Origin of the sequence: Marinobacter alexandrii, assembly GCF_005871205.1 — a bacterium.
In the GTDB taxonomy this organism is placed as follows: domain Bacteria; phylum Pseudomonadota; class Gammaproteobacteria; order Pseudomonadales; family Oleiphilaceae; genus Marinobacter; species Marinobacter alexandrii.
In genome coordinates, this window is sequence record NZ_SWKM01000011.1 from 701,483 (window position 1) to 715,313 (window position 13,831).

Sequence of the window (13,831 nt, forward strand, 5' to 3'; positions counted from 1 at the left end):
CCGGGGCATCTGAACGATTAACACGGACTTTGCTTTATGCTGATTATTCCTGCCATTGATCTGAAAGACGGCAAGTGTGTACGCCTGCGCCAGGGCCGGATGGACGATTCCACCGTCTTTGGTGACGACCCGGTCGATATGGCCACCCGCTGGGTGGAAGCCGGCGCCCGTCGCCTGCATCTGGTCGATCTCAATGGTGCCTTCGCCGGTGAGCCGGTGAACGGCGAGATCGTTCAGGCGATTGCCCGCAAGTATCCGGATCTGCCGATTCAGATTGGCGGCGGTATCCGCTCCGCGGAAACCATCGAAGCCTATCTGAAGGCCGGCGTGCAGTGGGTCATCATCGGCACCAAGGCCGTAAAAGAGCCGGATTTTGTCACCGACATGTGCAAGCGGTTCCCGGGCCACATTATCGTCGGCCTGGATGCCAAAGACGGTCGCGTTGCCACCGATGGCTGGGCCGAGGTGTCTGAAGTGATGGCCACCGATCTGGCCAAGCGCTTTGCCAACGACGGCGTCGACTCCATCGTATACACCGACATCAGCCGCGACGGCATGATGCAGGGCGTGAACGTTGAGGCCACAGTGGCGCTGGCAGAAGAGGGCGGCATTCCGGTGATCGCCTCCGGCGGTGTTACCAACATGGATGACCTGAAGCGCCTGGCGCCGATGGCTGACCGGGGTATTTTGGGCGCCATCACCGGCCGTGCTATCTACGAGGGTACGCTGGATGTGGCCGAAGCGCAGGCATTCTGCGACAGCCTGAAGGCGTAAGGGGACAACCATGGGTCTGGCAAAACGCATTATTCCGTGCCTCGATGTCGACAAGGGTCGCGTGGTCAAAGGCGTCAATTTTGTTGATATCCGCGACGCCGGCGATCCGGTCGAGGTAGCGCGCCGCTACAACGAGCAGGGTGCCGATGAGATTACCTTCCTGGACATCACGGCCAGCCACGAGAGTCGCGACACCACCTATGAAACCGTTGAGCGTATGGCGGCAGAGGTATTCATCCCGCTGACGGTCGGTGGCGGTGTGCGTACCGTGGACGATATCCGCAAGCTGCTGAACGCCGGCGCCGACAAGGTATCGATCAACACGGCCGCCGTGTTCAACCCCGAGTTCGTCCACGAAGCGGCCGAGCGCTTTGGCAGCCAATGCATCGTGGTGGCCATTGATGCCAAGCAGGTCAGTGCCGAGGGCGAGACACCACGCTGGGAAATCTTCACCCACGGTGGTCGCAAGCCGACCGGCCTGGATGCGGTGGACTGGGCCCGGAAGATGGTCGAGATGGGTGCGGGCGAATTGCTGCTGACCAGCATGGATCGCGACGGCACCAAGGTTGGTTTTGACTTGGGGCTGACCCGGGCCATCAGTGATGCGGTCAGTGTTCCGGTAATTGCTTCAGGCGGGGTTGGCGAGTTGCAGCATCTGGCCGATGGCGTTACCCAGGGCGGCGCCGATGCTGTATTGGCGGCTTCCATCTTCCACTTCGGTCAGCACACCATCCCTGAAGCCAAGGCCTTTATGAAAGACCAGGGCATTGAAGTCCGGGACTAGAGCCCGGGGGTACAAACCAGAGCTAAGAGCCCTGAGCTGAAGCCTCAGGGCTTTCTGGCAAAGGCAGGTCGGATGGCCTGCTTTTCCCCTTCCACGAACATCTCACGATTGCTGTTGCGAATGGCCCACAGACCACTGACGGTCGCAATCGCCACTCCCTGAGCGTCCAACTCTGGCAGGTGCTTTTCCAGATAGTCCACGGTGACCTTGTGCGGGTGGCCAATGCCAATGGCGCTGCCATTTTTCCTGGCGCGCTGGATTAGTAGCTTGAACTGACGGTCGACAAATTCTTCGGTCTGCTCGTGATCCAGGAACACGTCCCGGGTCAGGCTGGGAATCTGGTAGGCCTCGGCGACTTCTCCCGCCACCGATGAGGCGATGGTGCGGCTGTCCACGAAGTACAGCGGGTACTGGCGCAGCTCTCTCATTACCCAGTCCATGGGTTGCAGTTTCTGGGTCAGCAGGCTGCCCATGTGGTTGTTAACGCCCTGCACATAGGGGATGGACTGCAGCGCCCGGCGTAGGGTCAGGGTCATGCTGTTTTCGTCCATATCGGAGGTCAGGCCGCCGGGGCCCAGGGCAAAGTCGCGGGTGTTGGCCATGGGCGCGTGCAGCATGATTTCCTTGTGCTGTCGGTGCGCCAGTTTTGCCAGGCCAACGGTATGGCGACGGTAGGGCAGGAAAGCCAGGGTGAGCGGCTGCTCGATCCGGGCCAGCCGTTCACCTTCTTCCAGGTTGTGCCCCATATCATCGATGATGATGGCGATGGTGGGCGGCAGCGAGCCGGCGGCTCCCGTGCTGCCTGGCTCCGCCTTGGCAAGGGGCGTGGCGACCAGGGCTGCCACCAGTACAGAGAGCCGAAACAATATCACTGGGCCGAATCCTGTCCCTCGGTGCTGACGTTGGTTTTACCCTTGCGGTTGAGGATGTGCAGGCCCTTCAGCAGATTGAGCGCAGAGCGGAGCTGGTAGTCCCGGTCTGCCAGTGAGGCTGTTGAATCTTCGCCCTCGACATCTTCCCCTGCTGGCTGCTGGTCTTCGTTCTGCCCTTCCAGGTGGCCTCTCAGGTCGGCTTCGGTGAAGAAGGGCTGGCCATCAAGTTCGGTGAGCTCCGCCGGGCGTACCTCGATGTCTGGCTTGATGCCGGTAGCCTGGATGGAGCGGCCGTCCGGAGTGTAATAGCGGGCGGTGGTCATCTTGATAGCGTGGGTCTCGTCCAGGGGAATTACCGTCTGCACGCTGCCCTTGCCGAACGATTGGGTGCCCATGATGACCGCGCGTTCGTGGTCCTGTAGGGCTCCGGCCAGGATTTCGGACGCCGAGGCCGAGCCTCCGTTGATCAGCACCACAATGGGGGTGTCGGCCATAACGTCACCGGCCTTGGCACTGAACCGCAGACGGGAACTCTGGATGCGACCTTCGGTATAGACGATCAGGCCGTTATCGAGCAGGGCGTCAGCGGTTTCCACGGCCGCCTGCAGCACGCCACCCGGGTTGTTGCGCAAATCAATCACCAGGCCGTCGAGGTCGTTGCCGTGGTCATCTTCCAGAGAGCTCAGGGCGGACAGGAACTGGCTGCCGGTCTCGGCCTGGAATTGGGTGATGCGCACGTAGCCATAGCCGTTTTCGAGCATCCGGGATTTAACGCTGGTGACCTTGATGACGTCGCGTTCCACCGGAATTTCGATGGGGGCATTTTGCCCTTCACGCATGATGGTGAGCGTAAGGATGGTGCCCGGCTTGCCACGCATGAGTTTCACCGCCTCTTCCAGGCTCATGCCTTTGACCGGCTTTTCATCCAGTTTGATGATCAGGTCACCGGCTTGCACGCCCGCTTTCTGGGCCGGAGTGTCGTCGATGGGGGCAATGACCTTGACGAAGCCGTTCTCCATGCCCACCTCGATTCCGAGGCCGCCAAACTCACCGGAAGTGCTTTCCTCCAGTTGCTCGTAATCCTTGGGAGCCAAGTAAGTGGAGTGCGGGTCCAGATCTGAGAGCATGCCCTTGATGGCGCTTTCCAGCAGCTGGCGGTCGCCAACTTCTTCTACGTAGGCATCCTTGATGCGGCTGAATACTTCGGTGAACTTGCGCAGATCGTCCAGGGGCAGTTGGGTCTCCGGATCGGGCAGCGTAATCTCGACACGCTCGCCATTCTGGATACCCTCAAGCAGTTTTTGTTCGTCTGTTTGGTCCTGAGCCAGGGCCAGTCCGGATGCGGTAAAGAAACAGGTTGCGAGAGCAAGGCTGCGAAGCGGAAAGGCGTAGCGTGGATTTCTGACCCGTTTCATTCACTTATCCCGTGTTTATTCCGATAGTTGGACTGGTTTCCCTGAATTCCGACAGTATGGCGTCAGCCAACACGTTTGTCAGCCCTCGTGCTGCCTATCAGTCGGCCAGCCAGCGCCTGGGGTTGGTCGTCTTGCCATTGTGGCGCACTTCGAAGTACAGCGCCGGATGATCGGTGCCGCCAGTGCGACCGGCCAGGGCAATGGACTCGCCCGCCGCCACCCAGTCGCCGGGACTGGTGAACAGGCTGCTGCTGTGGCCATAGAGTGTCATGTAGCCGTCGCCGTGATCAATGATGGTGATCAGGCCAAAGCCCCGCAGCCAGTTGGCGAATACTACCCGGCCATAATGGATGGCCTTGATCTCCGCTTCGTCACCGGTGTTGATCAGTAGCCCGCTGCGCTGCAATTTGCCATCGGCGTAGCGCTCACCATAGCCACTGATCACCTTGCCGCGAACCGGCCAGGGCAGTTTTTTGCGCAGGGTCTGGAACGGTTCGGACTCGTTGGGAGTGGGGATGTCAGCAATGGCCTGCTGTACTTCCTGCAGCAGCTTTTCCAGACGCTTGCGATCCGATTCCAGTTCTTCGCGCTCGCTGCGACGGTTTTTGATGTCGGCGTTCAGGGCAGCCAAGGTCTGCTGGCGTTGCTGGCGGGACTGGCTCAACTGATCTTGGCGTTTGGCCACGTCCGCTTCGGTCTGGGCGAGTTCTGTGCGGGTAGCCTGGACGCTGGCGCGGGTTTCCTTGAGGGCCAGCAGGCTTTTGTGAAAGGCCTCCAGCCGCTGGACCGTATCCCGGCTGAGGTATTCGTAGTAGGTCATGGTGCGGGCGACCCGGTCCGGATTGATCTCGTTGAGCAAAACCTTGATGGCCGGTGTGTCCCCTTCCATCCAGGCAGCGCGGATCTGCCGTTTTAGGCTTTCGCGCTGGCTATCCAGGGTTCGGGTCAACTCCCGTTGCTGTTGCTCCAGTTCCTTCAGGCGTTGCTGTTGCTCGGCCGCACGCTCCCGCAGTGATCTGCGCTCACGGGTCAGGCGCCCGATCTTGCGTTCACTGGCGGCCAATTGCTGTTCCAGCTCTGAGCGATCTTCCTCGGCATCGGCGAGCCAGTCGTCGATGTCCTCAATACGTTCCTTGAGGTCTTCGATCTGCTCCGGAGTGACTTCGCTCTGGGCCAGTGCTGGCGCTGCTAAAAGGAGCAGCGCCAGCATCAGGGTCGATCGCAACAGATTCACGCCTACCCGCAATGCCCTCAACCGATCTTGACCAGGCTGTGTCCGGTCATTTCCTTCGGTTGTTCAAGCCCCATCAGGGCCAGGAGGGTGGGGGCAACATCGCTCAGGCTGCCATCATCCAGCAGCGAGACCTTTTTGTGTCCGGTGTAGACCAGCGGTACCGGCCCGATGGTGTGGGCAGTATGGACCTGACCGGAATCCGGGTCGGTCATCTGTTCGCAGTTGCCGTGGTCGGCGGTAATCAGGGCTTCGCCACCGACTTCGTCGAGGGCTTCAACCACACGCTTTACGCACTCATCCAGGCACTCGGCGGCCTTGATGGCGGCATCCAGCTTGCCCGTGTGTCCGACCATGTCACCGTTGGCGTAGTTGCAGACAATCAGGTCGTATTTGCCACTCTTGATGGCCTCGACCAGTTTGTCGGTTACTTCCGGGGCGCTCATTTCCGGTTGCAGGTCGTAGGTGGCGACCTTGGGTGAGGGCACAAGAATGCGATCTTCGCCTTCGAACGGGGTTTCCAGGCCACCGTTGAAGAAGAAGGTGACGTGGGCGTACTTTTCGGTTTCCGAGATGCGCAGCTGGGTCTTGCCCTGATTCGCGGCGTATTCGCCGATACCGTTGACCAGTTGCTCCGGTGGGTAGGCGCAGCTGGTCTTAATGTCGGCGGCGTACTCGGTGAGCATTACGAAGTCGGCCAGTTCCGGGTGTTTGCGACGGTCGAAGCCGTCAAAGTCCGGTTCGACAAAGGTGCGGGTCATTTCCCGGGCCCGGTCGGCACGGAAGTTCATGAAAATCAAACTGTCGCCGTCGTTAATGGTGCCTTCGGGCTGGCCAGCGGCGTGAATTCGGGTTGGCTTCACGAACTCGTCGTTCTCGCCACGCTCGTACGCCTGCTCCAGGCCGATCACCGGGTCAGCGGCGGTGAACTCGGCGGTCCCCTGGGTCATCAGGTTGTAGGCAGCTTCCACCCGGTCCCAACGATTATCCCGGTCCATGGCGTAGTAACGGCCGACCAGGGAGGCAATTCGCCCGACACCGAGGCTGTTGAGCTTGGCGGCGGTTTTTTCCAGGGATGCCTTGGCGCTCCGCGGCGGCATATCGCGACCATCCAGGAAAGCGTGGATGTAAACTTCCTTCGCGCCTCGGGCTGCGGCCAATTCTGCCGCTGCGATGATGTGATCTTCGTGACTGTGAACGCCACCTGGAGACAGCAGCCCCATCAGGTGCACCGCACGATCACTGCTGACCGCCTTATCAATGGCCGCGCACAGAACCTCGTTCTTCTGGAAATCGCCGGTTTCCAGATCCTTGTCGATACGGGTCAGGCTCTGATAAACCACGCGGCCAGCACCCAGGTTCATGTGGCCAACTTCGGAGTTGCCCATCTGGCCCTGCGGCAGTCCGACAAACATGCCGGAGGTATTGATCAGGGTTTTCGGCTGGTTTTGCCAGAGCTGGTCCCAGAATGGGGTGTTGGCGTTGCTGATGGCGTTGTCTTCCGCTGGGTCACGGTGGCCCCAGCCATCCAGGATAATCAAGGCAGTCGGCTTGCGAGTCGCGGTCATCACTTCATCCGGTTTGTTGGAAATGTAAGTAAAAGGGAGTGCAGATTCTAACCGTTTTCATTCGCACAAGCCATGTCAGCCGCCTTCTGTGAGTGCCCCCGTGTGTGTATAATCCTGCCAAATTATTTGTAGGGTGACTCCATGGACCGCTTGTTTGAATTCGTTATAAACCACTACATTCTGGTATCGCTTTTTGTGGCCTTCCTTTTGGCCATTCTGGTGCTTGAATCCCGTCGGGGTGGTGCAAAGATCTCAGCCCAAGGTGCGGTCAGCCTGATCAACAAGGATGAAGCCGTGGTGGTGGATATCCGTGATCGCAAGGAATTCGGCGAAGGCCGCATTACCGGTTCGGTCAACATCCCGCTGAACAGCCTCAAGAGCCGTGCGGCCGAGCTGAACAAGTTCAAGGAAAAGCAGATTATCGTCGCCGACAAGATGGGCCAGCACTCCGCCATGGCGGTGAAGCAGCTGAACGCTGAAGGCTTTGCCAATGTAGTTCGCCTGAATGGCGGTGTCGCTGACTGGAAAGCCAGTAACCTGCCGTTGGTGAAAAAATAACGGCAGTGACCGGCTATTGATCTGAACCGCATTCTGCCGCACTGTTTCATATAAGCCGGCGGGGGCACGCAGTAAACTGTTCCGGCAGCATACTTCATAACTTTTTATAACAACGGGCCCTGAGCCCATGATTAAGAGCGAAAGGACTGAACATGGCTGAGAATGAGCAAGCCGCAGCAGGCAGTGAAAACCAGAATCAACCTCAATTTGCCCTTCAGCGCATCTATGTGAAGGACCTGTCTTTTGAATCGCCGAATTCTCCGCTGGTGTTTCAGGAGCAGTGGAAGCCGGAGGTTAATCTGGATCTGAACACCTCCCACAGCAAGGTCAGCGACAACCAGTATGAAGTCGTGTTGTCCATGACGGTTACCTCAAAGGTGGGCGAGAAGGTCGCTTACATTGTTGAAATCCAGCAGGCCGGTGTATTCATGGTCCAGGGAATCGACGGCGCGCAACTGGGTCAGATGCTGGGCGCATACTGCCCGACTATCCTGTTCCCCTACGCCCGCGAAGCGATCGACGGCGTAGTGAACAAGGGCAGCTTCCCGGCCCTGATGCTGGCGCCGGTCAACTTCGATGCGATCTACGCCCAGGCGCTCAAGCGCAAGCAGGAAGAAGGCGCATCGGAAGCCAAGGAAGAGCCGCAGACCCATTAACGGTTTCGCTTGGTGAAAAAAAAACCGGCCAATGGCCGGTTTTTTTATGCCTGGAACGCAGGCGTCAGGTTGCGCCGTCAAAGCCAAGCTGGCGCCAGGCTTCATACACTACCAGGGCGGCAGTGTTGGACAGATTAAGGCTGCGACTTTCCGGGCGCATAGGTACCCGCAGGCGGCAGTCTGCCGCGAGCGCGTCCCGAACTTCCTTCGGCAGGCCTCGGGTCTCGGGGCCGAACATCAGGTAATCACCCGCCTGGTAGCGGATTTCGTGGTAGTGCTGGCTGCCCTTGGTGGTCAGGCCGAACAGTCGCTCAGGGCGTTCGGCCTCCAGAAAGGCGCTATAGCTAGAATGCACTCTTATCTGCGCGTACTCGCTGTAATCGAGCCCGGCCCGGCGCATTTGCTTGTCCTCAAGACTGAACCCTAGGGGTTCAATAAGATGTAGCTGGCAGCCGGTGTTGGCACAGAGCCGGATAATATTGCCGGTGTTCGGCGGTATCTCCGGCTCGTACAGCACCACGTTCAGCATTCAGCTTAGCGCTCCACGGCCAGCGCCACACCCATGCCACCGCCAATGCACAGGGTCGCCAGGCCCTTGTGGGCATCGCGGCGCACCATCTCATGCAGCAGCGACACCAGAATGCGACAGCCGGAGGCGCCAATCGGGTGGCCCAGGGCAATGGCACCGCCATTGACGTTAACCTTGCTGGTGTCCCAGCCAAGGTCGCGATTGACGGAAATGGCCTGGGCGGCAAAAGCCTCGTTGGCTTCGATCAGGTCCAGATCCTCGATACTCCAGCCGGCGAGTTTAAGGCAGCGCTGGCTGGCCGGAATCGGGCCTGTGCCCATAATGGACGGATCCACGCCGGCGTTGGCGTGAGCCTTAATGGTCGCGAGCGGAGTCAGGCCCAGTTCCTTGGCTTTCTCGGCGCTGCACACCATGACCGCGGCGGCACCGTCGTTCAGGGAAGAGGCGTTGCCTGCGGTGACGGTGCCATCTTTCTTGAACGCCGGCCGGAGCTTGCCCAGGCCTTCGCCGGTTACGCCATCCCGGGGACCTTCGTCTTTATTGACAACGATCGGATCGCCTTTACGCTGGGGAATCGATACCGGCACGATCTGGCCATCGAAATAACCTGCCTCCCGTGCCGCAACCGCTTTCTGCTGGGATGCAGCCGCAAATTCGTCCTGTTCTTCCCGGCTGATGCCATACTTCTCAACGATGTTCTCGGCGGTCACGCCCATGTGGTAGTCATTGAAGGCATCCCATAGGCCGTCGGTGATCATGGTGTCGATCATCGACCAGTTACCCATACGCTGGCCGTTACGGCTGTTGGGCAGGACATGGGGCGCCTGGCTCATGCTTTCCTGGCCACCGGCAATGATCAGTTCGGCATCGCCGCAGCGAATGGCCTGGACCGCCATGTGCACCGCTTTCAAACCGGAGCCACAGACCTTGTTGATGGTCATGGCGGGCACCGAGGCCGGGATGCCGGCGTTGATGGACGACTGCCGGGCCGGGTTCTGGCCACAACCGGCGGCCAGAACCTGGCCGAGGACAACCTCATTGATCTGGTCACCGGCGACTCCGGTTTCCTCCAGAATGGCCTTGATTACTGCGGTACCGAGTTGGTCGGCGCGGAGGCTGGACAGGCCGCCTCCAAAGGTTCCAATGGCTGTTCGCTTGGCAGCAACGATGACAACGTCACGCATGGGCTTTCTCCGATTGACGGGCGCGGACCGAAAGTGGATCGGCGCCGGTGGAATGGACAACTGTTCGCATTGTATCCGGAAAACGTCAGGCGGCCAAAGCGGCCCGGCCTGATCCAGTCGTTGTTACATGTTCAGGCTGCGCCCACCGTCCACGGGCAGGATCTGGCCGGTTATGAACGGTGCATCGCACAGCAGGAAGGCGATAGTATCGGCAATATCTTCGGGGGTGCCGGTCCGCGCCAGCGGCGTTTTCTCCAAAATTGCCTGCCGGTGACCGCTGTCCAGCTTGCCCTCGCCTTCTGGCCAGAGGATAGCGCCGGGTGAAACGCCGTTGACCCGCACCGAGGGGGCCAGGTCCTTGGCCCAGGATTTAGTGAGTGCCGCCAGACCGGCTTTGCTGGCGGAGTACAGCGGATGCTGAGGTAGTGGGCGTTCACTATAGATGTCGATCAGGTTGACGACGCTTCCGGCGCCGTCACGCAGTGCCGGCAGGCAGGCCTGGAGCAGGAAAAACGGCGCTCGCAGGTTGGTGTTAAGGATGCTGTCCCAATCCTGCGCCGTGGCCAGCTCGGTTGGGTTGGGGTAGAACACCGAGGCGTTGTTCACCAGTCCGTTCAGTCTGCCCCAATGGGCGACCGAATGCTCGGCCAGCTGCTGAACCTCCGCCAGGTTGCTCAGGTCGGCCTGTAGGGTGACGGCCGAGCCGGGTCTTGTCTGATTCAGGTCAGCGGCCACCGTCTCAGCCTTTTGGTGCTGGCTGCGGTAATGGATGATCAGGTTCCAGCCGCGGGCGTGCAAGGTCTGCGCGGTTTTGGCGCCCAGACGATGGGCCGCGCCGGTGACCAGGGCGACGGGGGCAGTGTCGGCCATGAAGACTCCTCGGGTTGTTTACGGGGTGATGGCCTGCTGAATACGCTGCAGGCGTTCCCGGCGAATGGCTTCGCCCAGGGCGCGGCCGGTAAAACCTTGCGCCATCAGAGCCTTGGGCTCGACCCCGGAGGCCGAGTTGGATGCCCTTTCCAGGCATTGGACGATTTGCTGGTCCGCTGGCGCCAGGGTGCAGGTCAGTACATTAAGGAGTAATGAGAATCGCTCAGGGCGACGCCAGAGATCGGCGGTGTCCAGCACTGCGTACAGCTCGTCGGCGCTCAGCGCGGGCCTGTTTTGCTCGCCACGGCCGGTGAGCGCAGGTAACACTGCTGCCACCAGCTGTGCCAGATTCTTGCAATCGTTAGGCGCTTTCAGGGCCTGGATACGTAGGCCGGATTGCCGCTCCGGTAGCGGCGACATCAATGCCGCAAAGCGCTCTTCGGTGCTACCATCCCGCTGGTGTACGCAATGCAGTGCGGCCATGGCGGGGGCGAAGGCCTGGTCTGGAACCAGCTCGGGAATCAGGATTGCGAGAGCGCCGGTGTCGTGCAGCACCTCGAAAAATGTGCCCGGTTCGTTCTCATGCAGCGCCCGCTGGATTTCCTGCCAGACCCGCTCAGCTACCAAATGATTTACCTCGCCCTCGGCCACCATAGTGCGCATCAAAGCCATGGTCTGGTCGCACACCCGGAACCCCAGGGGCTGAAGTCGAGCGGCAAACCGGGCGGTTCTGAGAATGCGCAGCGGGTCTTCGGCAAAAGCGTCGGATACGTGCCGCAGCAGCCGGTTTTCCAGATCCTGCTGACCGTTAAATGGATCGACGATGTGGCCCTGCTCGTCCCTGGCCATTGCATTGATGGTGAGGTCACGACGCTTCAGGTCGTCTTCCAGGGTGACATCGGGGGCGCTGTACACTTCAAAGCCATGATAGCCACGGCCCTGCTTGCGCTCGGTGCGGGCCAGGGCGTATTCCTCGCGGGAACCCGGGTGGAGGAAGACCGGAAAATCAGCACCGACCTGCTTGTATCCCTTTTTGAGCATGTCGCCGGGGGTTGCACCGACCACGACCCAGTCCCGATCTTTGACCTCAAGACCAAGCAGTTCGTCGCGAACGGCGCCGCCAACCAGATAGATTTGCATGAAGGGATTCGTTCCTCTCGATAAATTGTTTAGCGAATTATCCGCGACCGGCCCCTCAGAGGCAAAAAAAGCCCGGCCGGATGATGCCGGGCGGGCTTGTTGGGGGCTGCCTGGAAGCTTAGAACGCGGTGCCGAACTCCAGGGCTGCACCCTTGTCGGTGTCGCTGACCAGAACACCCAGGTCCATCCGAACGCCTGCCAGATTCAGGCCCAGGCCGGCGGTGTACTGGGTTTCTTCTTCGATGCCGTCGTTGTTGTCATTGCTGGCCAGGTTGTGGCGAACACCAACGCGAAGCTGGGCATAGCGCCAGGCATCAAGCTCTGCGCCAAGGGCCGCCCACTGGGTATCGTCCTCGTAGCCAAAGGCTTCTTTTTTGGTCAGCTCCACGTCGGCGGTAATAACGTGGTAGTCGCCCTTGTGGGCAATGCCGGCGGTAACCATCGGGTCCAGCTTCAGCGTGCGCTTTTGCTCGAGCGTCGGGTTGTTCTGGGCCGAATCCAGCTCCATCGGGATCAGGTTCTTGACGGCGAGGGCTGCCGTCCACTGCTTTTCTTCACCAAAGGCGTAGGCGGCACCCAGGTCCAGGTTGAAGCCGCTTTTCTCTGTCTGGTGTTCATCGCTGTCGAAGTCGTCATCGTCGAAGCCCGACACCGTCTCGGTGTACTGAAAGGTCTGCAGATTCACGAACTTTGGCGAGATTCCAAGGTTCAGGGCGTGGTCGTTGCCCAGATCGATAGCTCGGGCAAAGCCGACGCCGACTTCGGTTACCGCCGAGGCCAGGATCTTGGCGCGGGATTCCAGCTCGTTGGAGAAATTGGCGGGCAGTGTGCCGGCCTCAATCGCCGCCAGGCGAGCGTCGTCATCCTCGTCGTACTCGCCGCGGGCAGTCACAACCAGGTTGCCGTTGGCAAACACACCCACCGACAGGTTCCGTGACGGCGCGGCGAGGGCAAGCCCGAGTGAGCCGTTGGCGCGTACTGTATCGCGGTCCACATCCTGCAGCTGCTGGCGCAGGGTTGCGGCGCCGTCCTGGGCATCAGCGGCGTTGCCCTGATTGATGGCGCGATCAATGTCGTCGATGGTGTCCTGGATCTCATCAATCTGATCGCCGGTTTCTTCTTCATCGGCAACGCGGGCGTTGAACGACGGCAGCATCAGGCCGAAATCGTCTGTCCAGCTGTTTTGCTGGCCCGCCATCAGGGCGGGGTTCTTGGCTACGGCATCGGCAGGGTGAGCAGCGGCGACGCCGGTGCTGCCCATGGCAAACGAGCGGGCAGATGAGAACTGCTGCGGGCTTGCCAGCAGCTGGGCGCTGGCGACCGACAGGCCAATGGCGAGCGATAGCTTGGTCAGACGAATGGTGTTCATTAAGGCAGTGTCCTTTAAAGCATAAAAACAGGAAAAGTGCGTGATACAGCAGGTTAGAGTAGTTTTCTGGCCGGAACATGACCGATGCGGTAACGGTTTGTTTTTGATCTGTAAACGGAGGCAGTTTATTGCCGCTTGCCTGGCGGGTTCAGGGTAGGGGTTCGACTGGGATGCAGGGTTATCAGCAGGTTATAAAAACTGGCGTGAATTTTTCATGGAATTGCCGAAATGATGTTTTCGGAGAGTAAACCATGAACCTTCGCTGGATAGCCGTTTCTATTCTTGTCCTGGCACTCGCCGCGTGCGCCCCGATTGGCGGCTATCAGGATGCCGGCCAGCGTGACGACCAACTGGAGCCGATCACCGTTCGGGTCAGCGGTTTTGGCACCTACGAAGACTCCGCCAAGGATCGTCTCAATACACGCAAGCGGCTGCTGGCACGGCGCGCCTCCCAGCTGGATGCCTATCGTAATCTGGCCGAACGGGTTTATGGCACGGTGATTTATGGTAGCTCCACAGTGAACGATTTCGTGCTCAACAACGACAACTTCCGCACCTACGTCGACAGCTATATTCGCGGCGCCAAGATGGTGGCAGTGAACGAACACAGTGACGGGGTTGTCGAGACGGTGATGGAGCTGAAGCTGGAACCGCGGTTTCGGGCTTGTGTCTCGGAGGTTGGCGATGATCAGGTTCAGGATCTTTGCCCAATCCCCATGCCTCGGGACAACGACAGCGTAGGCGATGTGCAGAGCCGAGGTGTTGATTCACTGTACTACCTGGACTGAGCGCCGGTACTTCGGTGAACTGCTGGGTGAGCTGCTGGGTGAGCTGGAGTGTGCATTGAGTTGAGAGTGGGTGGCGTAAAGCCCCCGACATTT

At 59.9% G+C, this 13,831-nt stretch carries 14 protein-coding genes; 5 read left to right on the forward strand and 9 right to left on the reverse strand.

The window, feature by feature from the left end; genetic code table 11:
* The first annotated feature begins 36 nt into the window (after positions 1–36).
* Together hisA and hisF are read left to right on the forward strand one after the other, a co-directional pair.
* Positions 37–774, forward strand: a complete 738-nt coding sequence (hisA, locus tag FCS96_RS03540) for a 1-(5-phosphoribosyl)-5-[(5-phosphoribosylamino)methylideneamino]imidazole-4-carboxamide isomerase (protein ID WP_138438842.1) — start codon at positions 37–39, stop codon at positions 772–774.
* A 10-nt stretch (positions 775–784) separates the two neighbouring features.
* Complete coding sequence (gene hisF, locus FCS96_RS03545) at positions 785–1,558, forward strand: imidazole glycerol phosphate synthase subunit HisF (protein WP_138438843.1); 774 nt, start codon at positions 785–787, stop codon at positions 1,556–1,558.
* 44 nt (positions 1,559–1,602) lie between these two features.
* Here the strand turns inward: hisF and FCS96_RS03550 are convergent, their stop codons facing one another.
* From FCS96_RS03550 to gpmM, 4 genes are all read right to left on the reverse strand, one after another.
* The gene (locus FCS96_RS03550) at positions 1,603–2,394 is read right to left on the reverse strand and encodes a divergent polysaccharide deacetylase family protein (RefSeq protein ID WP_228264038.1); all 792 of its coding nucleotides are present in this window, start codon (positions 2,392–2,394) and stop codon (positions 1,603–1,605) included.
* Between the two features lie 32 nt (positions 2,395–2,426).
* Positions 2,427–3,845, reverse strand: a complete 1,419-nt coding sequence (locus FCS96_RS03555) for a S41 family peptidase (protein WP_138438844.1) — start codon at positions 3,843–3,845, stop codon at positions 2,427–2,429.
* Positions 3,846–3,942: 97 nt separating this feature from the next.
* Positions 3,943–5,055 carry a murein hydrolase activator EnvC family protein gene (locus tag FCS96_RS03560; RefSeq protein WP_138439633.1) on the reverse strand — a complete coding sequence of 371 codons (1,113 nt, stop codon included), beginning with the start codon at positions 5,053–5,055 and terminating at the stop codon, positions 3,943–3,945.
* 41 nt (positions 5,056–5,096) lie between these two features.
* A complete protein-coding gene (gene gpmM / locus FCS96_RS03565; RefSeq protein ID WP_138438845.1) occupies positions 5,097–6,644 on the reverse strand; it encodes a 2,3-bisphosphoglycerate-independent phosphoglycerate mutase in 1,548 nt (515 codons plus the stop codon).
* A 141-nt stretch (positions 6,645–6,785) separates the two neighbouring features.
* Between gpmM and FCS96_RS03570 the strand changes: the two genes are divergently transcribed.
* A complete protein-coding gene (locus tag FCS96_RS03570; protein ID WP_041339235.1) occupies positions 6,786–7,202 on the forward strand; it encodes a rhodanese-like domain-containing protein in 417 nt (138 codons plus the stop codon).
* A gap of 152 nt (positions 7,203–7,354) precedes the next feature.
* Entirely contained in the window at positions 7,355–7,858 is a 504-nt protein-coding gene (gene secB, locus FCS96_RS03575) for a protein-export chaperone SecB (protein WP_138438846.1), read from the forward strand.
* A gap of 64 nt (positions 7,859–7,922) precedes the next feature.
* On the opposite strand, the gene trmL is transcribed toward secB, so the two are convergent.
* The 5 genes from trmL to traF form a co-directional block, all read right to left on the reverse strand.
* A complete protein-coding gene (gene trmL / locus FCS96_RS03580; RefSeq protein WP_138438847.1) occupies positions 7,923–8,387 on the reverse strand; it encodes a tRNA (uridine(34)/cytosine(34)/5-carboxymethylaminomethyluridine(34)-2'-O)-methyltransferase TrmL in 465 nt (154 codons plus the stop codon).
* A 5-nt stretch (positions 8,388–8,392) separates the two neighbouring features.
* The gene (locus FCS96_RS03585) at positions 8,393–9,571 is read right to left on the reverse strand and encodes an acetyl-CoA C-acetyltransferase (protein ID WP_138438848.1); all 1,179 of its coding nucleotides are present in this window, start codon (positions 9,569–9,571) and stop codon (positions 8,393–8,395) included.
* 123 nt (positions 9,572–9,694) lie between these two features.
* Entirely contained in the window at positions 9,695–10,441 is a 747-nt protein-coding gene (locus FCS96_RS03590) for a pteridine reductase (RefSeq protein ID WP_138438849.1), read from the reverse strand.
* An 18-nt stretch (positions 10,442–10,459) separates the two neighbouring features.
* Positions 10,460–11,581 carry a multifunctional CCA tRNA nucleotidyl transferase/2'3'-cyclic phosphodiesterase/2'nucleotidase/phosphatase gene (locus tag FCS96_RS03595; protein ID WP_138438850.1) on the reverse strand — a complete coding sequence of 374 codons (1,122 nt, stop codon included), beginning with the start codon at positions 11,579–11,581 and terminating at the stop codon, positions 10,460–10,462.
* 118 nt (positions 11,582–11,699) lie between these two features.
* The gene (gene traF, locus FCS96_RS03600; RefSeq protein WP_138438851.1) at positions 11,700–12,950 is read right to left on the reverse strand and encodes a conjugal transfer protein TraF; all 1,251 of its coding nucleotides are present in this window, start codon (positions 12,948–12,950) and stop codon (positions 11,700–11,702) included.
* Positions 12,951–13,201: 251 nt separating this feature from the next.
* Here traF and FCS96_RS03605 point away from each other — a divergent pair, with 251 nt between their 5' ends.
* Positions 13,202–13,738, forward strand: a complete 537-nt coding sequence (locus tag FCS96_RS03605) for an LPP20 family lipoprotein (protein ID WP_138438852.1) — start codon at positions 13,202–13,204, stop codon at positions 13,736–13,738.
* The last annotated feature ends 93 nt before the right edge of the window (positions 13,739–13,831 follow it).

Coding starts and splice junctions, on each gene's coding strand:
- hisA (WP_138438842.1), top strand. CDS start 37: ATGCTGATTATTCCTGCCATTGATCTGAAAGACGGCAAGTGTGTACGC.
- hisF (WP_138438843.1), top strand. CDS start 785: ATGGGTCTGGCAAAACGCATTATTCCGTGCCTCGATGTCGACAAGGGT.
- FCS96_RS03555 (WP_138438844.1), bottom strand. CDS start 3,845: ATGAAACGGGTCAGAAATCCACGCTACGCCTTTCCGCTTCGCAGCCTT.
- FCS96_RS03560 (WP_138439633.1), bottom strand. CDS start 5,055: ATGCTGGCGCTGCTCCTTTTAGCAGCGCCAGCACTGGCCCAGAGCGAA.
- gpmM (WP_138438845.1), bottom strand. CDS start 6,644: ATGACCGCGACTCGCAAGCCGACTGCCTTGATTATCCTGGATGGCTGG.
- FCS96_RS03570 (WP_041339235.1), top strand. CDS start 6,786: ATGGACCGCTTGTTTGAATTCGTTATAAACCACTACATTCTGGTATCG.
- secB (WP_138438846.1), top strand. CDS start 7,355: ATGGCTGAGAATGAGCAAGCCGCAGCAGGCAGTGAAAACCAGAATCAA.
- trmL (WP_138438847.1), bottom strand. CDS start 8,387: ATGCTGAACGTGGTGCTGTACGAGCCGGAGATACCGCCGAACACCGGC.
- FCS96_RS03585 (WP_138438848.1), bottom strand. CDS start 9,571: ATGCGTGACGTTGTCATCGTTGCTGCCAAGCGAACAGCCATTGGAACC.
- FCS96_RS03590 (WP_138438849.1), bottom strand. CDS start 10,441: ATGGCCGACACTGCCCCCGTCGCCCTGGTCACCGGCGCGGCCCATCGT.
- FCS96_RS03595 (WP_138438850.1), bottom strand. CDS start 11,581: ATGCAAATCTATCTGGTTGGCGGCGCCGTTCGCGACGAACTGCTTGGT.
- traF (WP_138438851.1), bottom strand. CDS start 12,950: ATGAACACCATTCGTCTGACCAAGCTATCGCTCGCCATTGGCCTGTCG.
- FCS96_RS03605 (WP_138438852.1), top strand. CDS start 13,202: ATGAACCTTCGCTGGATAGCCGTTTCTATTCTTGTCCTGGCACTCGCC.